The 18980-nt window shown below is 58.3% G+C and carries 21 protein-coding genes and 1 tRNA gene; 7 read left to right on the top strand and 15 right to left on the bottom strand.

The annotated features are described in order from the left end of the window. Together ACIP1X_RS16830 and ACIP1X_RS16825 are read left to right on the top strand one after the other, a co-directional pair. A partial coding sequence (locus tag ACIP1X_RS16830) for an RHS repeat-associated core domain-containing protein (RefSeq protein WP_400753686.1) occupies nucleotides 1-1716 on the top strand: 1716 nt, incomplete at its 5' end. Then, nucleotides 1713-2018: a contact-dependent growth inhibition system immunity protein gene (locus ACIP1X_RS16825; protein WP_400753684.1), complete on the top strand. Its 306-nt coding sequence runs from the start codon at nucleotides 1713-1715 to the stop codon at nucleotides 2016-2018. The genes ACIP1X_RS16830 and ACIP1X_RS16825, both read left to right, overlap by 4 nt. 72 nt (nucleotides 2019-2090) lie before the next feature. On the opposite strand, the gene ACIP1X_RS16820 is transcribed toward ACIP1X_RS16825, so the two are convergent. The 4 genes from ACIP1X_RS16820 to ACIP1X_RS16805 all read right to left on the bottom strand — a co-directional run bounded on the left by ACIP1X_RS16820 (nucleotide 2091) and on the right by ACIP1X_RS16805 (nucleotide 3829). Beyond that, nucleotides 2091-2258 (bottom strand): hypothetical protein, encoded by a 168-nt coding sequence (locus tag ACIP1X_RS16820; protein WP_163005296.1) that lies wholly within the window; start codon nucleotides 2256-2258, stop codon nucleotides 2091-2093. A gap of 127 nt (nucleotides 2259-2385) precedes the next feature. Beyond that, nucleotides 2386-2805 (bottom strand): YMGG-like glycine zipper-containing protein, encoded by a 420-nt coding sequence (locus ACIP1X_RS16815; RefSeq protein ID WP_159815287.1) that lies wholly within the window; start codon nucleotides 2803-2805, stop codon nucleotides 2386-2388. 136 nt (nucleotides 2806-2941) lie between these two features. After that, on the bottom strand, nucleotides 2942-3313 hold the full coding sequence (locus tag ACIP1X_RS16810) for a hypothetical protein (protein ID WP_053116852.1): 372 nt from the start codon (nucleotides 3311-3313) through the stop codon (nucleotides 2942-2944). Between the two features lie 327 nt (nucleotides 3314-3640). Beyond that, nucleotides 3641-3829 (bottom strand): hypothetical protein, encoded by a 189-nt coding sequence (locus tag ACIP1X_RS16805; protein WP_400753681.1) that lies wholly within the window; start codon nucleotides 3827-3829, stop codon nucleotides 3641-3643. A gap of 192 nt (nucleotides 3830-4021) precedes the next feature. Here ACIP1X_RS16805 and ACIP1X_RS16800 point away from each other — a divergent pair, with 192 nt between their 5' ends. After that, on the top strand, nucleotides 4022-4372 hold the full coding sequence (locus ACIP1X_RS16800) for a YceK/YidQ family lipoprotein (protein ID WP_400753678.1): 351 nt from the start codon (nucleotides 4022-4024) through the stop codon (nucleotides 4370-4372). Between the two features lie 133 nt (nucleotides 4373-4505). On the opposite strand, the gene ACIP1X_RS16795 is transcribed toward ACIP1X_RS16800, so the two are convergent. Together ACIP1X_RS16795 and ACIP1X_RS16790 are read right to left on the bottom strand one after the other, a co-directional pair. Beyond that, a tRNA-Ser gene (locus tag ACIP1X_RS16795) sits at nucleotides 4506-4595 on the bottom strand. A gap of 84 nt (nucleotides 4596-4679) precedes the next feature. Next, the gene (locus ACIP1X_RS16790) at nucleotides 4680-4826 is read right to left on the bottom strand and encodes a hypothetical protein (protein WP_400753676.1); all 147 of its coding nucleotides are present in this window, start codon (nucleotides 4824-4826) and stop codon (nucleotides 4680-4682) included. 64 nt (nucleotides 4827-4890) lie between these two features. Between ACIP1X_RS16790 and ACIP1X_RS16785 the strand changes: the two genes are divergently transcribed. The 3 genes from ACIP1X_RS16785 (at nucleotide 4891) to ACIP1X_RS16775 (ending at nucleotide 7623) form a co-directional block, all read left to right on the top strand. Further along, nucleotides 4891-5580, top strand: coding sequence for a crotonase/enoyl-CoA hydratase family protein (locus ACIP1X_RS16785; protein ID WP_053116849.1), 690 nt, complete (start codon nucleotides 4891-4893; stop codon nucleotides 5578-5580). A gap of 216 nt (nucleotides 5581-5796) precedes the next feature. Continuing rightward, nucleotides 5797-6519 carry a 1-acylglycerol-3-phosphate O-acyltransferase gene (locus tag ACIP1X_RS16780; RefSeq protein WP_400753673.1) on the top strand — a complete coding sequence of 241 codons (723 nt, stop codon included), beginning with the start codon at nucleotides 5797-5799 and terminating at the stop codon, nucleotides 6517-6519. 132 nt (nucleotides 6520-6651) lie between these two features. After that, complete coding sequence (locus tag ACIP1X_RS16775) at nucleotides 6652-7623, top strand: magnesium and cobalt transport protein CorA (protein ID WP_053116847.1); 972 nt, start codon at nucleotides 6652-6654, stop codon at nucleotides 7621-7623. 84 nt (nucleotides 7624-7707) lie between these two features. On the opposite strand, the gene ACIP1X_RS16770 is transcribed toward ACIP1X_RS16775, so the two are convergent. The 3 genes from ACIP1X_RS16770 to ACIP1X_RS16760 all read right to left on the bottom strand — a co-directional run bounded on the left by ACIP1X_RS16770 (nucleotide 7708) and on the right by ACIP1X_RS16760 (nucleotide 11897). Then, nucleotides 7708-8430 (bottom strand): amidotransferase, encoded by a 723-nt coding sequence (locus ACIP1X_RS16770; RefSeq protein ID WP_400753672.1) that lies wholly within the window; start codon nucleotides 8428-8430, stop codon nucleotides 7708-7710. A 91-nt stretch (nucleotides 8431-8521) separates the two neighbouring features. Next, nucleotides 8522-10666 carry a 3-hydroxyacyl-CoA dehydrogenase NAD-binding domain-containing protein gene (locus tag ACIP1X_RS16765; RefSeq protein ID WP_400753670.1) on the bottom strand — a complete coding sequence of 715 codons (2145 nt, stop codon included), beginning with the start codon at nucleotides 10664-10666 and terminating at the stop codon, nucleotides 8522-8524. Between the two features lie 25 nt (nucleotides 10667-10691). Beyond that, nucleotides 10692-11897: an acetyl-CoA C-acetyltransferase gene (locus ACIP1X_RS16760; RefSeq protein ID WP_400753668.1), complete on the bottom strand. Its 1206-nt coding sequence runs from the start codon at nucleotides 11895-11897 to the stop codon at nucleotides 10692-10694. Between the two features lie 584 nt (nucleotides 11898-12481). On the opposite strand from ACIP1X_RS16760, the gene ACIP1X_RS16755 reads away from it, so the two are divergent. Then, on the top strand, nucleotides 12482-13303 hold the full coding sequence (locus tag ACIP1X_RS16755; protein WP_400753692.1) for a c-type cytochrome: 822 nt from the start codon (nucleotides 12482-12484) through the stop codon (nucleotides 13301-13303). A gap of 119 nt (nucleotides 13304-13422) precedes the next feature. Here ACIP1X_RS16755 and ACIP1X_RS16750 read toward each other — a convergent pair whose 3' ends face one another. The 6 genes from ACIP1X_RS16750 to speE form a co-directional block, all read right to left on the bottom strand. Then, nucleotides 13423-14226 carry a transglutaminase family protein gene (locus ACIP1X_RS16750; protein WP_053116842.1) on the bottom strand — a complete coding sequence of 268 codons (804 nt, stop codon included), beginning with the start codon at nucleotides 14224-14226 and terminating at the stop codon, nucleotides 13423-13425. Beyond that, nucleotides 14223-15173, bottom strand: a complete 951-nt coding sequence (locus ACIP1X_RS16745) for an alpha-E domain-containing protein (protein ID WP_053116841.1) — start codon at nucleotides 15171-15173, stop codon at nucleotides 14223-14225. The genes ACIP1X_RS16750 and ACIP1X_RS16745 overlap by 4 nt, the downstream gene beginning before the upstream one ends. Nucleotides 15174-15185: 12 nt before the next feature. Then, on the bottom strand, nucleotides 15186-16595 hold the full coding sequence (locus ACIP1X_RS16740) for a circularly permuted type 2 ATP-grasp protein (protein ID WP_007914061.1): 1410 nt from the start codon (nucleotides 16593-16595) through the stop codon (nucleotides 15186-15188). 500 nt (nucleotides 16596-17095) lie between these two features. Beyond that, on the bottom strand, nucleotides 17096-17443 hold the full coding sequence (locus ACIP1X_RS16735; protein WP_008080948.1) for a ribonuclease E inhibitor RraB: 348 nt from the start codon (nucleotides 17441-17443) through the stop codon (nucleotides 17096-17098). Between the two features lie 210 nt (nucleotides 17444-17653). Further along, a complete protein-coding gene (locus ACIP1X_RS16730) occupies nucleotides 17654-17887 on the bottom strand; it encodes a hypothetical protein (protein ID WP_400753666.1) in 234 nt (77 codons plus the stop codon). Between the two features lie 326 nt (nucleotides 17888-18213). Next, nucleotides 18214-18980 (bottom strand): polyamine aminopropyltransferase (gene speE / locus ACIP1X_RS16725; protein WP_400753663.1); only part of this gene is annotated, 767 nt, incomplete at its 5' end.

Genomic DNA, 18980 nt, shown 5'->3' with positions numbered 1-18980 from the left:
CTGGTTAAAACCCTGCCCGACGGCATCAAGGTCAGCTACCAATACGATCTGTTGGGCCGCCTGACCGGTGTTGATGACGGCCAGAACCATCCGCTGGCCTTCGAGTACGACCGCCAGGATCGGCTGATCACCGAGCACCAAGGCTGGGGCACCCTGCGTTACGCCTACGATGCCTGCGGTCAGCTCAAAAGCATGCGTTTGCCGGACAACAGCAAACTCGACTATCAACACGCCAAGGGTGGCGCCCTCTCCGGCATCGACCTCAACGGCGCCCCGCTCACCCGCCACGTCTACCAGTCCGGTCGCGAACAGCAACGCGAGCAAGGCCTGCTGCTCAGCGAATATGCCTACGACGATCAAGGCCGATTGCTCGCCCATGCTGTGGGCCATAAACGCGATTCAATGTATCGCCGCGATTATGCCTACAGCGCCAACGGCAACCTGTCGTACATCGCCGACACTCGTCACGGCCAACGCACCTACGGCTACGACACCCTCGACCGTTTGATCCGCGTCCGCCACTCCCGCGACGAACTCCCGGAAACCTACGCCCACGACCCGGCCGGCAACCTGCTCATGCAGGATCGCCCCGGCCCGAGCCAGATCAAAGGCAACCGCCTGTTGATGCAGGGCGACCGCCATTACGACTACGACGCCTTCGGCAACCTGATCCGCGAGCGTCGCGGCACCGCGCACAAACTCGTCACCGAATACCGCTACGACTGCCAGCACCGCCTGATCGGCCTGACTCGCCCTGACGGGAAAACCGCGTCTTACCAATACGACGCCTTCGGCCGGCGCATCAGCAAAACCGTCGACGGCGCCACCACCGAATTCTTCTGGCAAGGCGACAACCTCGTCGCCGAAAGCAGCCAGAGCGAATACCGCAGCTACGTCTACGAACCCGGCACCTTCCGTCCGTTAGCACTGCTCGACGGCAAAGGCCCGAAAAAAGCCTGCCCGTTTTACTACCAGAACGACCACCTCGGCACGCCGCTGGAACTGACCGATTACAGTGGGGAAATCGTTTGGTCGGCGCAGTACGACGCCTACGGGAAAGTCGCGGCGGTGACGTTGGCGGGTGATGAGTACCTGGATCAGCCGCTGCGGTTTCAGGGGCAGTATTTCGATGCGGAAAGTGGGCTGCACTACAACCGGCATCGGTTTTACGACCCGAGGTTGGGGCGGTATCTGACGCCGGATCCGGTGAAGCTGGCGGGCGGGTTGAATCAGTACCAGTACACGCCGAATCCGATTGGGTGGGTGGATCCGTTGGGGTTGGCATGCACTCCGTGTCCTGGAGCGATACAGCCTGATGGGCCGTATAGTGAGATCGTTCCGGGTGGAGGTCTCGCCTCACACGAGGCTCAAGGGGGACATTTGATGATTAAACATATTGGAAGAACTGATGCTCAGTTGGCTGAAAGACTACAAGCAGAACCTAACATTCCTGCAGCATCCACCTTTTTGACTCGCACAGAAGCTGAGGCTGCCGTATCAGAAGCTTTGTCAGCCAATGCTCTAAATGTAGAAGAGTTCTTGAATAGCAATAAATCAAAGACAGCCTTTAGCCATGTCCTCAGTCGGCCGGTAGGAGTCAGTATGCTCAACGGCCTATCGCATTCCCAATCTGCATCAAAGTTACTGTTGGTATTGAAAAAAGACCCAACACTACCTTTGGGATATTTCTTACTAACGGGATTTCCAGAGCTATGAACAATGAATTTCCAGAAACCCAAGATTTTTTCGGTTCCTACTTCCATCAGGATTGGCTAACTGAGCACGAAACGGCAGATCAAGTTATCGATGATTTCTTGAAAACTTCAGATAAAAGGATTCTTACCTTAGTGCGTGACGAGCTAGAAGTCCTGTTGAGTAGAAAGCTAGACGAAATGGCGCTCCGATCACTTTTTTTGAAAGACCTTCATTGTTACTACTGCTACTGGAACGAGTGGGCGTCCGGAGAACTGTGGTTGCTTCATATCGAAAGAAAATTGAAGAATCACCTTAATTGGTGACAGTGGAGATAGGTATCTCCGTGGGCCTGAAATTCAGGCCCTTCAAACGCATTCAGTTTCTATGAGTAGAAGTCACTGCTCATCCTCATCCTCTTCATACTCCATATCCGCCTCATCCGAATCATTCAGCGGCACCGTCGCATCATCCATAAGCGACCCCGGATCCTCGTTCCCCGGATCATTGATAAACGGCAGCCCGCTCGGGCCCTTCTCTTCCTTGCCTTCGGTTTCAGGAGTCATGGCAAACCTCATCATTTCCGGGGAGTGTAGACGTTCGAAAAGTCCTGCAGCCAATCGTTCCAGCGTCTGAACGGCAAATACGAAAAACCCGGCAAAACGCCGGGCTTTCGGTAAACCATTCCATCAATCAATGATGGCGGTTCTTATGCTTGTTCTTGTGCTTGTGACCCCCACCGGAGTGAGATCCGCCGTCGTCACCCAGGTTGTTACCGACCGCACCACCCGCCGCGCCGCCCAATCCTGCACCGACAGCCGAACCGGTTGATCCGCCGAGGCTGTTGCCGACAACCGAACCACCCGCCGCGCCGAGGCCACCGCCGATGGCAGCTTCGGTGCGATTGTTTTTATTCGCCCCAACCGCACCGCCGGCCGCGCCGCCGACACCTGCGCCTACCGCCGCACCGGTGCTGCCACCGAGCTGTCCACCGACCACGTTGCCCAACACGCCGCCAAGCCCACCGCCCACGGCGGCCGAACCATCGCCGGCGGCCATTGCGCCTTGCGCCACGAGCAATCCGAAAAACAGTGCAGATAATGACAATCGCATGTGTACCTCACAGTTCCCGAATCGGGACAGTTCGCCCCAGCGGGGGCCTATGTGAGATTGGAGAGGTTTGCGGGAAAAACGTTCAGCCATGAAAAAGCCCGGCATCGAGCCGGGCTTTGTCTGCGAGCGATCAATCTCAGTGACGCTTATGGCCTTTGGCCAAGTTGCTGCCGACGGCACCGCCCGCCGCGCCGCCCAGACCAGCACCGATGGTGGCGCCATTTCGGCCGCCCAGGCTGTTACCGATCACCGAACCGCCCGCCGCGCCAACACCGCCGCCAATGGCCGCTTTCGTCCGGCTGCCTTTGCGTGCAGCCACTGCGCTACCGGCCGCGCCCGCTACACCTGCACCAATCGCTGCACCGGTGCTGCCGCCCATTTTCTGACCGACGACATTACCCAACGCGCCACCCAGACCGCCGCCCAGTGCAGCGGTGCCATCGCCGGCAGCCATTGCTCCTTGAGCGAACAGAAGGCCGAGAACCAGAGCGGGCAGTGTTAAACGCATGACGAAAACCTCAAAGACAGAGAAACAAAAAAGGGGCGCGATTGAATGCCGTCACAGCGGCAAAGTCCAGATAAAAGCGGACGCATCCGCGCAATGGGCGCCGATTGGACAGTGATTTCAGAAAAGGTTTTATGACGGGCAAAAAAAAGCCCGCTGGGGAGACGGGCTGGAGACTTGCTTTCTAACGGATGGCTTCACCCTACTTAAGCGAACGTGAAAAGTTTGTGAAAGAAACACAGATCCTGACGACCGTCTGTAGGTCTAGTCCGAAATCAAATCTCAGAGCATAAAAAACCCCGTTCTTAGACGGGGTTGGTTGGCGGAGAATCATTTTCGGGCGCGTGCCGTGACCTTGGGTAAAAACTTCGCCTTCGGCCCTTTCGGTGCCGTGGACTTGATCTTGCCGGTGTGAACCGGATCCTCGCCGAAACCAGCCTGGTATTCAGTCTGGCCACAACGAACGCAGTTGTTAAACGGAAACTCGGCGCCATCGTCTTCGATATACGGTTCTGTCATACCTTCGCCCCTGCGATGCGGATCGACACCGGCAAAACTTTTTTGCCTGAAAAAATATCGACCTCCAAGGCTTTTGAGACTAGTCGGTCATTACTGGACTTGTGGTTCAGATCGGCCAATGCCCGACGAATGGCCCACACCAATCAAACACGCTAATCTGGCACCCTCGTCTCATTGCCAAGGATTGCGAGCATGACAATAAAAACCATCACCCTGCTGCTATTAGCGCTAGCCGTTACTGGCTGCGGCACGATCAGCAGTGTCGTGCAGGAAGACACCGTCGCAGGAAATGATCTAAAACAACGCCAAACCTACTGCGATTCAATTTCACGGGTTTACAGCGGCGTCGGCTATGACTTCTGCATCCTGCACGCCCCCGATCTGCCGATAAAATCCTGGAAGGGTCGCCCTTCAGCCCCGCTGGTTTTGATAGATCTGGCAGTCTCCGGTGTGACAGATACGTTGGTATTGCCATACACCGTGTATCAACAGGTTAAACACGGCAACATCGAAATCTACCAGGCACAAACGTCCGATCAGTGATCAGCGCAACTTCACGGCGGTGCCGGCCGGCCTACTGATCTCGAAATCAAATCCGCTGTCCGATAAATTCCAGACGCCAGAAACCACAAAACCCCTGACTTCTTTCGAAATCAGGGGTTTTGTGTACTGAATGTGGCGGTGAAGGAGAGATTCGAACTCTCGATACAGTTTCCTGTATACACACTTTCCAGGCGTGCTCCTTAAGCCACTCGGACACTTCACCGTATCTCTTCAAACATGTTCTGTCTGTCGAGGCGCGCTAATGTAGTCGAAAGCTTTTCCGATGGCAAACTTTTTTTTAAGATTTTCATGCGCTTAAGAGAAAAAGCCGTTTGCCCTGCCGACGGCCCATGGCAAACCGGCCAATCTTCGGTGGGTGCGGCCCTTCTATATAGAAGCAGAATGGCGTGCGGCGCTGGATCAGCCGCGATTCGGTGACCGACGGGTCAGTCACGGCGCTTTACCTGGCCTGCGGTGGTGGGTAACGTCTGCTCATCTTTCTAACAAGGAATCGCGTCATGAGTGAGTTGATTGCCTACCACCTCGAAGACGGCATCGCGACCCTGACCTTGAGCAACGGCAAGGTCAATGCCATTTCCCCGGACGTGATTGCGGCGTTCAACGCGGCGCTGGATCAGGCGGTGACTGATCGTGCCATCGTGATCATTACCGGTCAGCCGGGGATTCTGTCGGGCGGCTACGATCTGAAAGTGATGACCGCCGGCCCTAAAGAGGCCGTGGCGCTGGTGACCGCTGGTTCCACCCTCGCCCGTCGTCTGCTTTCTCACCCGTTCCCGGTGATCGTCGCTTGCCCGGGTCACGCCGTGGCCAAGGGTGCGTTCCTGTTGTTGTCGGCCGACTACCGCATCGGTGTCGATGGCCCTTTCAGCATTGGTCTGAACGAAGTGCAGATCGGCATGACCATGCATCACGCCGGTATCGAGTTGGCGCGTGATCGTCTGCGTCGTTCGGCATTCCACCGGTCGGTAATCAATGGCGAGATGTTCGACCCGAAAAGCGCGGTGGACGCCGGTTTCCTCGACAAAGTGGTTTCTGCCGAAGAGCTGCAAGGTGCCGCCCTTGCCGCCGCGCGTCAGTTGAAGAAGATCAACATGCTCGCGCACAAGAACACCAAGCTGAAGGTGCGCAAAGCGCTGCTGGAAACCCTGGACAACGCGATTGTTCAGGATCAGGAGCATCTGGGTTAACCCCCGTATCCTGCGTCGAAGAAAAGCCCGACCCGCGTGTCGGGCTTTTTCTTGCGCACTCGGTTGAAAACGCCGTGGCTGCTCTAGGACGGGTCTGACAAGCAATTCGGAAACATGCGCTTAAACATCGCCTATCTCCGGACTCTATAGTGGCAATTGCCGAAAACAGTGCACATCCGTACACTGCGCCACCTTTTGCGCCGGTGGGGCCTGAAAATGCTGTTCGTGTTTCGTATGTTATTGATGAGCCTGCACTTTATTCTGGCTGGCGTGCTTGGGGTGATCCTCGGCATATGCCGTCCGTTCAATCCGGACAACAGCCGTCTGTGCGCGCGCCTCTATGCATTGCCGGCCATGTGCATTTTGCGTTTGCGGGTGAAAACCGACGTCAGCGGCCTGATGAACAAACCGGCCAGCTGCGTAATCATTGCCAACCATCAATCCAACTACGACTTGTTTGTGTTCGGTAACGTTGTGCCCTACCGCACGGTGTGCATTGGCAAGAAGAGCCTGAAGTGGGTGCCGTTGTTCGGGCAATTGTTCTGGCTCGCCGGCAATGTGTTGATCGACCGTGGTAATGCGCACAAGGCGCGCCAGTCGATGCTCACCACCACCAACACGCTGCAAAACGAAAACACCTCGATCTGGGTATTCCCGGAAGGCACGCGCAACCTCGGCGAAGAGTTGCTGCCGTTCAAGAAAGGCGCGTTTCAGATGGCGATTGCCGCTGGTGTGCCGATCGTGCCGGTGTGTGTCAGCAGTTACATCAAGCACATGCGTCTGAACCGCTGGAACAGTGGGGAAATTCTCATACGCTCGCTGCCGGCGATTCCTACAGCCGGATTGACCATGGACGACATGCCTAAGCTCATAGAGCAATGCCGCGAGCAGATGCGCGAATGCATCGAATCAATGGATCGGCAGTTGCAAGCCGCCTGAAACCGAACCCGCCTTGTGCGGGTTTTCTTTTGCCGAATGAACGGTGCAGATTTCACTGACTCTCAAGTAGCGACACGGCTAAGCTGAAGCCTTGTATTCCTGCCACCTGCCAAGAAGAAGTGAATCACCACCATGGGTCGAGTTGTTGCTGCTGCTGTGTACAGCGCCGGTAAGAAAGTCACCAATATTTCCCTAGACGAAGGCGCCGCCTGGGCCGCGAAAACCGGCCACTTTGTCTGGATCGGCCTCGAAGAGCCGGACGCTCAGGAGCTGTCCAACCTGCAACGCCAGTTCAACCTGCACGAGCTGGCGATTGAAGATGCGCTGGAAAAACACAGCCGGCCGAAGCTGGAAACCTTTGGCGACGCTTTGTTTATCGTCACCTACTCGCCGATCCGTGAAAACGGCGTGCTGCAATTCATCGAAACGCACATCTTCGCCGGCAAGGGCTACATCATCACCGCGCGTAACGGTCACTCGGCGTCCTACGCGCATGTGCGCCAGCGCTGTGAGGCGCGTCCGCTGTTGCTGGAGCATGGGGAAGATTTCGTACTCTATGCGCTGCTCGATTTCGTCATCGAGAACTACCAGCCCGTCGGTGAAGCGATCCATGCCGAGATCGATGAGCTGGAGCGCAACGTGCTGTGCAGCGCATTGAATGAGCGTGATATCCAGAAGCTGCACGGCTTGCGTCGTGATGTCGTGCGCCTGCGTCGCTATGCAGCGCCGATGGTGGAGATCGGCGAGGAACTGCAGAAGCTCAGCTTCCCGTTTATCGACAAGAACATGCGTCCGTACTTCCGTGATGTGCAGATTCACGTGACGCGGCAGATGGAAGACCTCAGCACGCTGGCCGACATTGCCAGCCAGACCATCGAGATCGGTGTGTTGCTGGAGGCGTCACGGCAGAGCGTGGTGCAGCGCAAGTTTGCTGCATGGGCAGCGATTCTGGCGTTCCCGACGGCGGTGGCGGGGATTTACGGGATGAACTTCCAGAACATGCCGGAGCTGAGCTGGCATTACGGTTACTTCGGGGTGCTGGGGTTTATTGCGGTGGGGTGTGTGAGTTTGTGGGCGAGTTTCAAGAAGTCTGGGTGGTTGTAAAAAAGCAAAAGATCGCAGCCTTCGGCAGCTCCTACAGGGTTTCAGTGTAGGAGCTGCCGAAGGCTGCGATCTTTTGATCTGCTGTTAAGCGACCTCAGGTTTGTGCGCCACAAACCGCATCATCCATTCCGCAACCGTAGCGCCATGGTGTTCCTGCTCCAGACTCGCCACACCTTTGCTGTAAATCTGCGAACCCAGCGCTTCCTGACGCAAATCCAGCAGCGCCCGCGAGTAATCGTGGATGAACTCTGGATGACCCTGGAAGCACAGCACCTGATCGTTGATGTGGTACGCGGCAAACGGGCAGAAATCGCTCGAGGCGATGACGGTGGCGTTGTCCGGTAGCGATGTCACTTGATCCTGATGGCTGATCAGCAGCGTCAGTTCTTCACGCACCGGGCTCATCCACGGCGCCTTGGCCGCGAGTTTGTAGTTGTGGGTGCCGACGCCCCAGCCCTGCGTCGCGCGCTCGCTCTTGCCGCCCAGCAGCAGCGCCAACAGTTGATGGCCGAAGCACACGCCGAGCAGTTTGTCGCCACGCTCGTAACGGCTCAGCAGGTATTCCCTCAGCGTTTCAATCCACGGGTCGGTACCGAACGAATCGGCCTTGCTGCCGGTGACCAGATACGCGTCAAAGGTCTGCTCGTCGCTTGGGTATTCGCCCTGCATCACGTTGTAGACGGTGAACTCGGCGGCAATCGGTTGCTGCGAGAACAGGCGCTGAAACATCTGCCCGTAACCCTGATATTGATCGACCAGTTCGGGACGCAGGATGTCGGTTTCCAGAATGCAGATGCGTAGCGACATAAAAAATACCTGACACGTGATGGGAATAATGAACACCCCAGAGCCTGCCTTGAAACACCCTGACAAGGCAAGCCCCGGAATGCTCGCCCCGTTAGAACATTTCACCTTTCGCCGCTTTATCCAGCAGCAACGCCGGCGGGGCGAAACGCTCGCCGTACTGTTCGGCCAGATACTGCGCGCGAGCGACGAAATCCTTCACCCCGTACTGATTGATGAACTGCAACGCACCGCCCGTCCACGCGGCAAAACCGATGCCGAAGATTGAGCCGACGTTGGCGTCGGCCGTCGAGGTCAGCACGCCCTCCTCCACGCAGCGCACGGTTTCGATGGCTTGCACGAACAGTAAGCGATCGCGCACATCCTTCGGGGAAATCTGCCCGTCGGCCTTCTCGAAGCGCGTTTTCAGTTCCGGCCACAAATGCTTCTGGCCACCGGCCGGGTATTCATAAAAACCACCGCCAGCAGCCTTGCCCGGACGTTTGTATTCGTTGAGCAGCAAGTCAATCACGGCGAAGGCCGGGTGCTCAATCAGCGGTTTCCCTTCTGCCTGTAAGTCTTTGGCCGTTTGCTTGCGGATATGGCTCATCAGGCTGAGGGAAACTTCGTCGGAGATCGCCAGAGGCCCGACCGGCATCCCGGCCTTGCGTGCTTCGGTCTCGATCATCGGCGCACTGACGCCCTCGCCGAGCATGGCGATGCCTTCGTTGGTGAAGGTGCCGAAAACCCGCGAGGTGAAGAAACCACGACTGTCGTTGACCACGATCGGGGTTTTCTTGATTTGCAGAACGAAATCGAAGCCGCGCGCGAGGGTTTCATCGCTGGTTTGCGCGCCTTTGATGATTTCCACCAGGGGCATTTTTTCCACCGGACTGAAGAAATGCAGGCCGATGAATTTGCTTTGATCCGGTACGGCACTGGCAAGGCCAGTAATCGGCAAGGTCGACGTGTTGGAGGCAATAACCGCGTCGGCGCCCACGACTTTTTGCGCAGCCACAGAAACTTTGGCCTTGAGCTCGCGATCCTCAAACACCGCTTCGATGATCAGGTCGCAACCGGCCAGATCGGCATCGCTTTCAGAGGGTTTGATCCGCGCCAGCACTTCATCGCGCTGGGTTGCATTCATCTGGCCACGGGCAACTTTTTTGTCGAGCAACGCGGCCGAGTGCGCTTTGCCTTTCTCGGCAGCTGCGAGGTTGATGTCCTTGAGTACCACGTCGATACCCGCCGAAGCACTGACAAACGCGATCCCCGCGCCCATCATCCCGGCACCGAGCACGCCGACCTTCTGCGTCTTATAAGGTGCAAAACCCTGCGGCCGCGAACCGCCGGCATTGATATCGTTGAGCTGAAACCAGAACGTGCCGATCAGGTTTTTCGAAATCTGCCCGGTGGTGAGTTCGGTGAAGTAGCGGGTTTCGATCAGGTGCGCGGTGTCGAAATCGACCTGAGCGCCTTCCACCGCCGCACACAGAATCTTCTCCGGCGCCGGCAGTGTGCCTTGGGTTTTCGTGCGCAGGATCGACGGTGCAATCGCCAGCATCTGCGCGACTTTCGGGTTCGACGGCGTACCGCCGGGAATCTGATAACCCTTCACATCCCAACGCTGCACTGCCGCCGGATTGGCAACAATCCACGCGCGCGCCTTGGCCAACAGTTCATCGCGATCCGCCGCCAGCTCATCGATCAAACCGGCCTGCAACGCCTGTTGCGGACGCACTTTTTTGCCTTCGAGCAGATACGGCAGCGCCTTCTCGATCCCGAGCATGCGCACCATGCGCACCACCCCGCCGCCGCCCGGCAGCAGGCCCAGCGTCACTTCCGGCAGGCCGAGTTGCACCGAGGCGTCGTCCAGCGCCACGCGATGATGGCAGGCGAGACAGATTTCCCAGCCGCCGCCCAACGCCGCGCCGTTGATCGCTGCGACCACCGGTTTGCCGAGGGTTTCCAAGGTGCGCAATTGGCCTTTGAGGGTCAGCACCATGTCGTAGAAAGCTTTGGCTTCAGGCTTGCCGACTTTGATCAGCTCGTTGAGGTCGCCGCCGGCAAAGAAGGTTTTCTTCGCCGAGGTGATGATCACACCGGCAAGGTTGTCTTTATCCGCCACAAGACGGGCCACGCACTCAGCCATTGCCTCGCGGTACACGGCGTTCATGGTGTTGGCGCTCTGGCCCGGCATGTCGATGGTCAGCACGACGATGCCGTCCTGGCCTTTTTCGTAACGAATGGCTTCGCTCATAACAAGGTTCCTTGAATTCGGGGGCTCAGAGACGTTCGATGATGGTGGCAATGCCCATGCCGCCGCCGACGCACAGCGTCGCCAGGCCATAGCGCAGGTGCCGCGCTTCCAGTTCATCGAGCAAGGTGCCGAGGATCGCGCAACCGGTGGCGCCCAGCGGATGGCCCATGGCGATGGAGCCGCCGTTGACGTTGACCTTCTCCGGGTCGACGGCCATGTCCTTGATGAACTTCAGCACCACCGAAGCAAACGCTTCGTTGACCTCGAACAGGTCGATGTCTTCCACGCGCAGCCCGGCCTTGGCCAATGCCTTGCGCGTAGCCGGCGCCGGGCCGGTGAGCATGATAGTCGGGTCGGTGCTGGTGACCGCCGTGGCGACAATTCGCGCCCGCGGTTGCAGGCCCAACGCGCGGCCTTTGGCTTCGGAGCCGATGAGCATCAACGCCGCACCGTCGACGATCCCGGAACTGTTGCCGGGTGTGTGCACATGATTGATCCGTTCAACGTGGCTGTAGACCCGCAGCGCCGTCGCGTCGAAACCCATTTGCCCGATCATTTCAAAACTCGGCTTGAGCTTGCCGAGCCCTTCCAGCGTCGATTCAGCACGAATGAATTCATCGTGATCGAGCAGGATGATGCCGTTCTGATCCTGCACCGGCACCAGCGACTTGTTGAATGAGCCATCGGCCCGGGCCCGCGCGGCTTTTTGTTGCGAGTGCAGCGCGTAGGCATCGACATCGTGACGGCTGAACCCTTCGAGCGTGGCGATCAGATCGGCACCGACGCCTTGAGGGGTGAAGTGGCTGTGCAAGTTGGTCTGCGGATCCAGCGCCCACGCACCACCATCGCTGCCCATCGGCACGCGCGACATCGACTCGACGCCACCGACCACCACCAGGTCTTCAAATCCCGAGCGCACTTTCATCGCGCCGAGGTTCACCGCCTCAAGCCCGGACGCGCAGAAGCGGTTGATCTGCACCCCCGCCACGCTGACGTCCCAATCAGCCACTTGCACCGCGGTTTTGGCGATGTCCGAGCCTTGATCGCCAATCGGCGTGACACAACCGAGCACGACGTCATCGACCTGGCTGGTGTCCAGCGCAGTGCGTTGTTGCAGCGCGGTCAGCAGCCCCGCCACCAGATTCACCGGTTTGACGCTGTGCAAGGCGCCGTCGGCCTTGCCTTTACCGCGTGGCGTGCGTAGCGCATCGAAAATCAAAGCTTGGGTCATGACGTCCTCGAACCTGTGCGGTGAGTGATTTCTTGTGCTTGCACTCTTGTCCCGGACGGCCACGGATTCAATGACCACAGTGCTCAATGCGGTTGACGCACACGCTCAGACGGACGGTCATTGGCCGTCGGGTGAACCGGTTCAGGTCACGGAGTTGTCTAGCAAGCGGGCGGCGCAGAAGCTGGCAATACGCCTCATGCCTTTTTAATCGCCGTTGGCAGCAACTCCATATGAAATGGATCTAAGCCAAGCGTGACGCGGGCCCTAAGGTAGTACATGTACGTCAGAGTCGTCGGGTTTTGCCGAGGCCGGCGTCCTTCAACAGGAAGTGCAGCGCTTGCCGTCATGGATATGCAGGCAGGCATCAGGAAATAACAATAAAGGCGGTCAAGCCATGTTCAAACAACCGAAAGTTCGTCAAGCAGGGCTCATTCTTTTCGCCACGACGCTGTTGTTGATTTTGCCGAATCTGACCAAGGTCATCGGCTGAATCGAGCGGCGGGTTTATCTATCGCCACTGAAAATGTGACTGGCCCGCTACCCGGGCCAGCGTGGCTGTGCCAACCTTTGCGCACTTCCACGACATGGACGGCGATCATTTGAAAACGCTCTTCGTACTCGGGGCCATGCTGCTGAGCATGCCTCTGTCTGCCGCCCAGTTGGACTTACAACTGGGCGAGCACAGCCGCACCTGGCAGACCGAGGAATTGCTCAAGCATCCTCAGGTGCAAAACATCACCATCAAAAACGATGTGTCCTACAAGAAGGACATGGTCTATCGCGCCGTGCCGGTGGCGGCGTTGTTGGCCGGGATAAACGCTGAAGATCATCTGCAAGCGGTGGCGCTGGACGGTTTTGCCGCAGAGCTGGCGGCAGCGCCGTTGCTCAATCGTGAAGGCGCGCGCGCGTGGCTGGCGATTGAAGACCCGGCCCATCCGTGGCCGCCGTTGTCGAAGGACAAGCAAAGCGCCGGGCCGTTTTACCTAGTGTGGACGGATCCGCAGGCGGGCAATATCAGCCCCGAGCAGTGGCCGTTTGAAGTGGCGAGCATCAAGCGCATGGCGCCGGTGGCCGAACGCTTCCCTGCTCTGCTACCGGATCCGGCGTTGAAGAAAGATGATCCGGTGAATCTTGGGTTTGCGTTGTTTCAGAAGAATTGCTTGGCGTGTCACCGGTTGAACGGTGCGGGGGATGCGCAGTTCGGGCCGGATCTGAATATTCCTTACAGTCCGACGGAGTATTTCGGGGCAGATTTCTTGAAGCGCTACATTCGCGATCCGCAGAGTTTGCGCCAGTGGCCGCAGGCGAAGATGCCGGGGTTTTCGGCGGAGGTGTTGCCGGAGGGGGATCTGGAATTGCTGATGGGGTATCTGAAACACATGGCGGGGCGCAAGGTTAAGCCCTGATATCAAACCCCTGTGGGAGCGAGCCTGCTCGCGAAAGCGGCGTGTCAGTCACTGCATTGCTGACTGATAGATCGCTTTCGCGAGCAGGCTCGCTCCCACAGAGTTTGGTGTGATGCCAGTTATTGTTGTTGCACGGAGATGACTGGGGTCGGTGAGACGAACACTTTTGCGTGCATCTGCTCGCAGCCGCCGCCCCGGCGCATGCCGCGTACCGGGCAGGCGTCGAGGTAATCGAGGCCCACCGCCAGTTTCAAATGCCGTTCCGGCCGCGCCAGTTCGTTGGTCACGTCAAAGCTGTACCACGCGTCATCCAGCCACGCTTCTGCCCAGGCGTGGCTGGCCAGATGTTCGCAATCCTCGCTGTACAAATACCCCGACACATAACGCGACGGCACGCCCAGGCTGCGCGCGCAGGCGAGGAACGCGTGGGTGTGATCCTGACAAACCCCGGCGCGTCCGGCGAAGGCTTCAGCGGCGCTGGTGTCGACTTCGGTCGAGCCCGGCGTGTAGGTCATGTGCTGATTCAAACCGTGCATCAAATCAATCAGCGCTGTGCGATCGCGCCGCTGCTTGCAGGATCTTTCAGCGAACGCTCGAAGCGCCTCATCGGCCTCGGTCAACCGGGTAAAGCGCAGAAACGGCAGCGCCGACTGGCTCTCATGTTCCGCCTCGCGCAATTCATCAATATCAACCTGCCCACGCGCACCAATGATGATCGCTTCGTGCGGCTCGTCCATGGTCAGCACGTGCAGGATGTTGCCGAACGGATCGAGTTGCGCGCGCACCGGGCGCGGCAGGTCGAGTTGCCAGCTGAGCACGTGTTGACGCTCGCTGTCGTGAGGGGTCAGCCGCAGGTACTGGATGCTCGCCCGCACCTTATCTTCGTAGTGATAGGTGGTCTCGTGGCTTATGGAAAGTCTCATGCAGCCTCCAGGTAGGAACTGTGAATGGCGTTGCCCAACTGGCGCACCAGCGGGATGAATTCGGTCAGCCAGGCGTGCAGGCCTTCCTCGAGGATTTCGTTGATGCCGGTGTAGCGCAGGCGCGCGTCCATCTCGGCGGCCAAGCGTTGCGCGGGACGCCCGTTGGCACCGGGCAGTTGCGCGAGAATCTGGTCAATCTCTTCGGTGCAGGCGCGCAGTGAGCGCGGCACGTCGGCGCGCAACAGCAGCAACTCGGCGACATGCCGGGCGCCGGGCGCGTCGCGATAGATTTCGGTGTAGGCCTCGAACGACGACAGCGCGCGCAGCAATGCACTCCACTGGTAGTAGGCGTGGGCCGTGCCGTCGCTGACCGCTTCGGCTTGATCGCCGGCCATTTCGTAGCGGGCATCAAGCAAGCGCAGGGTGTTGTCCGCGCGCTCGATAAACGTGCCGAGGCGAATAAACCGAAACGCATCGTTACGCATGATCGTGCCGTAGGACGCGCCACGAAACAGGTGCGAACGCTCCTTGATCCACTCGCAGAAACGGCTCATGCCATAGCGACTGAGGCCCTGTTCAGCGATCCCGCGAATCTCCAGCCACGTCGAGTTGATGTTCTCCCACATGTCCGCCGTGATGCGTCCGCGTACCGCATGGGCACTGGCCCGCGCCGCACCGAGGCAGCTGTAGATGCTCGCCGGGTTGGCCGCATCGAGGGCGAAAAAGTGCAGCAGACGTTCGGCATGCAATGCGCCGTGACGCTCCAGATAATCCTCAAGGGTGCCGGTGATCAACAGCGGCATTGCCAGTTCATGCAAACCGTCACCGCGACCGTCCTGCGGCATCAGCGACAGCGAATAACTGATGTCGAGCATCCGCGCGAGGTTTTCCGCCCGCTCCAGGTAACGCGACATCCAATACAGATCCGAGGCAGTTCTACTTAACATGGCAAGCTTCCTTCAATCCTCGACCACCCAGGTGTCCTTGGTTCCGCCGCCCTGTGATGAATTCACCACCAGCGAGCCTTCGCGCAGCGCCACGCGGGTCAAACCGCCGGGCACCACACGGGTTTCGCGACCGGACAAGACAAATGGACGCAAATCGATATGGCGCGGCGCAATGCCGTTTTCGACAAAGGTCGGACAGGTCGACAGCGACAACGTCGGTTGCGCGATGTACGCGTGGGGTTTGGCCTTGATGCGTTCGCGGAAGGCGTCGATTTCCGCCTTCGTCGACGCCGGCCCGACCAACATGCCGTAACCGCCGGAGCCTTGGGTTTCCTTGACCACCAGATCTGGAAGATTGGCCAGCACGTGGGAAAGTTCAGACGGGTTGCGGCATTGCCAGGTCGGCACGTTTTTCAGGATCGGTTCTTCGTCGAGGTAGAAACGGATCATGTCGGTGACAAACGGGTACACCGATTTGTCGTCCGCCACGCCGGTGCCGATGGCATTGGCCAACACGACGTTGCCGGAGCGATAGGACGACAGCAGCCCCGGCACGCCGAGCATTGAGTCCGGGTTGAACGCCAATGGATCGAGGAAAGCGTCGTCGAGGCGGCGGTAAATCACGTCCACTGCTTTCGGGCCGTCGGTGGTGCGCATGAAGACTTTGTCGTCACGCACGAACAGATCCGCGCCTTCGACCAGTTCCACGCCCATTTCCCGCGCAAGAAACGCGTGCTCAAAGAATGCACTGTTGAAGCGCCCCGGCGTCAGCACCACCACACTCGGATCATCAATCGGGCTGGAGCTTTTCAGCGTGTCGAGCAACAGGTTCGGGTAGTGGTCGATCGGGGCGATACGTTGCGCGGCGAACAACTCCGGGAACAATCGCATCATCATTTTGCGGTCTTCGAGCATGTAGCTGACGCCGCTCGGCGTGCGCAGGTTGTCTTCGAGCACGTAATACGTGCCGTCGCCATCGCGCACCAGATCGACGCCGGAGATGTGCGAATAGATATCGCGGTGCAGATCCAGGCCCTGCATCGCCAACTGATATTGCTCGTTGGCCAGCACCTGTTCGGCGGGAATGATCCCGGCCTTGATGATGCGCTGCTCGTGATAAAGGTCGGCGAGGAACATATTCAACGCCTTGACCCGCTGGATGCAGCCGCGCTCGACGATCCGCCATTCACTGGCAGGGATGCTGCGCGGAATGGTGTCGAAAGGAATCAGCCGCTCGGTGCCCTGCTCGTCGCCGTAGAGCGTGAAAGTAATCCCGGCGCGATGGAACAGCAGATCGGCCTCGCGTCGCCGTTGGGCCAGCAGCTCGTCAGGCGTGTCAGCCAGCCATCGGGCGAACTCCCGATAATGCGGGCGAACCTGGCCGCCGGCATCGTACATTTCATCAAAATAGGTGCGGATCATGCCGTACTCCTTGTCACCCGGACATACAGGCCTTCGCAAGGCCCGTGCCATCGGCATAAACGCTTTGATTTCAATCGGTTGGATATTCACGCCGCAGGCGCCGCACCATTCCTGTGCGGCAAATGCCCCAACCTGATTGCCCCCGCTTCATTGCGACGCACTGCATCGCCTATTAGCAGCATAGTCAGAGTTGATTTCACTGCCCGGCATCGGCTGCGGATAATCCGCGCATTCGCTGCAAAACTTCGCCAGTCCCCGCACCGCGAAGTGGTCAGCTCAATTGATTGGGATTGCCCCGGCAGCCCGCCCAGCCTTAACCCTGAGCGGTTTCCTCTCCTTATCGGTCTTCCCTTTTAGCCACCCTCTCCGGTGGCTTTTTTTTGCCTTTTGGAAATGTTTTGAAAGCAAAAGCAAAAGATCGCAGCCTCCGGCAGCTCCTACATGAATCTGTGTAGGAGCTGCCGAAGGCTGCGATCTTTTGATCTTCTATCTATAAATATTCAATTCAACCGGTGGCGGCTACGCACCTCCTGTTTCACGCCCCACCCTTCGATTATTCCGCCCAAAGGCTCGACCACCGCCGAAAAGCCCTGTTCAAAGTCGCCGATATCGTCATACGTCGCGTACATCACTTTGCTTAATTCCAGCGCCCACGCACCGTCATCACGCACGCTGACCTGGGCATTGATGGATTCACCGCGAAATTTGCCTGCTGCCCTGCGCGCCCGCTCCTCGTCCGGGAAAATCGCGTAGAACTCGATGGGATGGAATCGGGAAAAATCGAAACCGCCTTCTTTCATGCGGCGCAGAACATTGCTGCTGATGTCTTCTTGATAGGCTGTGCTCATGAATCGTCCCCCTCGCATAGATGGATAGACTTTCCGTATTCCCGCCCCGGGCCTTTGGCCAAAGTACTGCGACAACGTCGTTGAACGCGGGAAACAAGCATGTAGCTGACAAGACCAGACCTTAGCGATCCGTTCGCTGATCTCGCTTGCAGAGTAGCCCCAAGATAGAGCTGCTGCCAAGGCCTGGTGGTGAAGGTGACAAGAAGAATGTCAGATAGGGGTGATGCTGCGGATTTCGATGCTGTTCTGGGTTTTCAGACTTTTCACGCCAGCATCGGCGGTGCGCCCTTCCAGATCGTTGAGATCCAGCTCGGCGGCCACGGGCAGGAGCCGTGTCTTGATCAGTTGTGCGGCCTCATCGTCACTGGGGCATTCCGCACGTTCGAACACCTCATCGACAATTTCACCATGATCGTCCACGAAAGTGACTTTCCACTTTTGCATCGGTGCCTCCTCGATCAAACCCGCAAATGGGCTTACAACTATCTCGACTGTTTACGCAGAAAGTTGGTTCAAAAGGATTACAGCGGACGAAGATGAAAAAAACCACATTTTAGGCGCGGGCGAAAAATCAGGGAGAAAACCATTGTGGTGAGGGGATTATCTGTGGCGAGGGGATTTATCCCCGTTCGGCTGCGCAGCAGTCGTGAAATCAGCAAACGCGGTGTATCAGGAAGACCGTGGATGCTGATTTTGGGGATGCTTCGCATCCCAACGGGGATAAATCCCCTCGCCACAAAAGCTCCCTCAATGGGGAGCTTGCGGTGTGATCAGTCGTTGCTTGGCTTGTTGATCGCCTGCAGCACGTACTGCGGCAAGGCAAACGCGCCGATGTGGATTTCCGGGTTGTAGTAGCGGGTGACGATGCCGCTGCCGATGAAGCGCTGTTGCAGGGTTTCACGGCTCAGTTTGCGGTAGGCCGGGTTGGTCGAGCCCCAAGCGAAGGTCATCGAGCCGCCGATGTAGGTCGGCACGGCCGCCTGATAGAAGTGCCAGTCCGGGAACAGGCTTTTCAGGCGACCGGCGGTGGTTTTCACCTCTTCGATCTGCATGAACGGCGTGCCGTTCTGGGTCACGAGGATGCCGCCCTCGTTCAGGCAGCGGTGGCACGCCTGATAGAAGTTCTCCGAGAACAGCACTTCGCCCGGGCCGATCGGGTCGGTGGAGTCGGAGATGATCACGTCGAATTTTTCAGTCGTGGTGGCGACGAAACGCATGCCGTCGTCGATCACCAGGTTCAGACGTGGATCGTCGTAGGCGCCGCTGGAGTGGTTCGGCAGGAATTCTTTGCACATGTCGACCACGGTGCCGTCAATCTCGACCATGGTGATGTGTTCAACGCCGGCGTGCTTGGTCACTTCGCGCAACATGCCGCCGTCACCGCCGCCGATGATCAGCACGCGCTTGGCGCTGCCGTGGGCGAGGATCGGCACGTGGGTGAGCATTTCGTGGTAGATGAATTCGTCGGCTTCGGTGGTCTGGATCACGCCGTCCAGCGCCATCACGCGGCACATGCGCGGGTTCCGGAAGATCACCA

The organism is Pseudomonas sp. NPDC088885 (assembly GCF_044750025.1).
Classification (GTDB): domain Bacteria; phylum Pseudomonadota; class Gammaproteobacteria; order Pseudomonadales; family Pseudomonadaceae; genus Aquipseudomonas; species Aquipseudomonas rustica.
Note: the sequence above shows the minus strand (reverse complement) of the source record. Positions and strands in the feature narration are given on the sequence as shown.

Excerpts from the sequence above, each read along its gene's own strand:
- ACIP1X_RS16825 (WP_400753684.1), top strand. The coding sequence starts at position 1,713 with ATGAACAATGAATTTCCAGAAACCCAAGATTTTTTCGGTTCCTACTTC.
- ACIP1X_RS16820 (WP_163005296.1), bottom strand. The coding sequence starts at position 2,258 with ATGACTCCTGAAACCGAAGGCAAGGAAGAGAAGGGCCCGAGCGGGCTG.
- ACIP1X_RS16815 (WP_159815287.1), bottom strand. The coding sequence starts at position 2,805 with ATGCGATTGTCATTATCTGCACTGTTTTTCGGATTGCTCGTGGCGCAA.
- ACIP1X_RS16810 (WP_053116852.1), bottom strand. The coding sequence starts at position 3,313 with ATGCGTTTAACACTGCCCGCTCTGGTTCTCGGCCTTCTGTTCGCTCAA.
- ACIP1X_RS16805 (WP_400753681.1), bottom strand. The coding sequence starts at position 3,829 with ATGACAGAACCGTATATCGAAGACGATGGCGCCGAGTTTCCGTTTAAC.
- ACIP1X_RS16800 (WP_400753678.1), top strand. The coding sequence starts at position 4,022 with ATGACAATAAAAACCATCACCCTGCTGCTATTAGCGCTAGCCGTTACT.
- ACIP1X_RS16785 (WP_053116849.1), top strand. The coding sequence starts at position 4,891 with ATGAGTGAGTTGATTGCCTACCACCTCGAAGACGGCATCGCGACCCTG.
- ACIP1X_RS16780 (WP_400753673.1), top strand. The coding sequence starts at position 5,797 with ATGCTGTTCGTGTTTCGTATGTTATTGATGAGCCTGCACTTTATTCTG.
- ACIP1X_RS16775 (WP_053116847.1), top strand. The coding sequence starts at position 6,652 with ATGGGTCGAGTTGTTGCTGCTGCTGTGTACAGCGCCGGTAAGAAAGTC.
- ACIP1X_RS16770 (WP_400753672.1), bottom strand. The coding sequence starts at position 8,430 with ATGTCGCTACGCATCTGCATTCTGGAAACCGACATCCTGCGTCCCGAA.
- ACIP1X_RS16765 (WP_400753670.1), bottom strand. The coding sequence starts at position 10,666 with ATGAGCGAAGCCATTCGTTACGAAAAAGGCCAGGACGGCATCGTCGTG.
- ACIP1X_RS16760 (WP_400753668.1), bottom strand. The coding sequence starts at position 11,897 with ATGACCCAAGCTTTGATTTTCGATGCGCTACGCACGCCACGCGGTAAA.
- ACIP1X_RS16755 (WP_400753692.1), top strand. The coding sequence starts at position 12,482 with ATGGACGGCGATCATTTGAAAACGCTCTTCGTACTCGGGGCCATGCTG.
- ACIP1X_RS16750 (WP_053116842.1), bottom strand. The coding sequence starts at position 14,226 with ATGAGACTTTCCATAAGCCACGAGACCACCTATCACTACGAAGATAAG.
- ACIP1X_RS16745 (WP_053116841.1), bottom strand. The coding sequence starts at position 15,173 with ATGTTAAGTAGAACTGCCTCGGATCTGTATTGGATGTCGCGTTACCTG.
- ACIP1X_RS16740 (WP_007914061.1), bottom strand. The coding sequence starts at position 16,595 with ATGATCCGCACCTATTTTGATGAAATGTACGATGCCGGCGGCCAGGTT.
- ACIP1X_RS16735 (WP_008080948.1), bottom strand. The coding sequence starts at position 17,443 with ATGAGCACAGCCTATCAAGAAGACATCAGCAGCAATGTTCTGCGCCGC.
- ACIP1X_RS16730 (WP_400753666.1), bottom strand. The coding sequence starts at position 17,887 with ATGCAAAAGTGGAAAGTCACTTTCGTGGACGATCATGGTGAAATTGTC.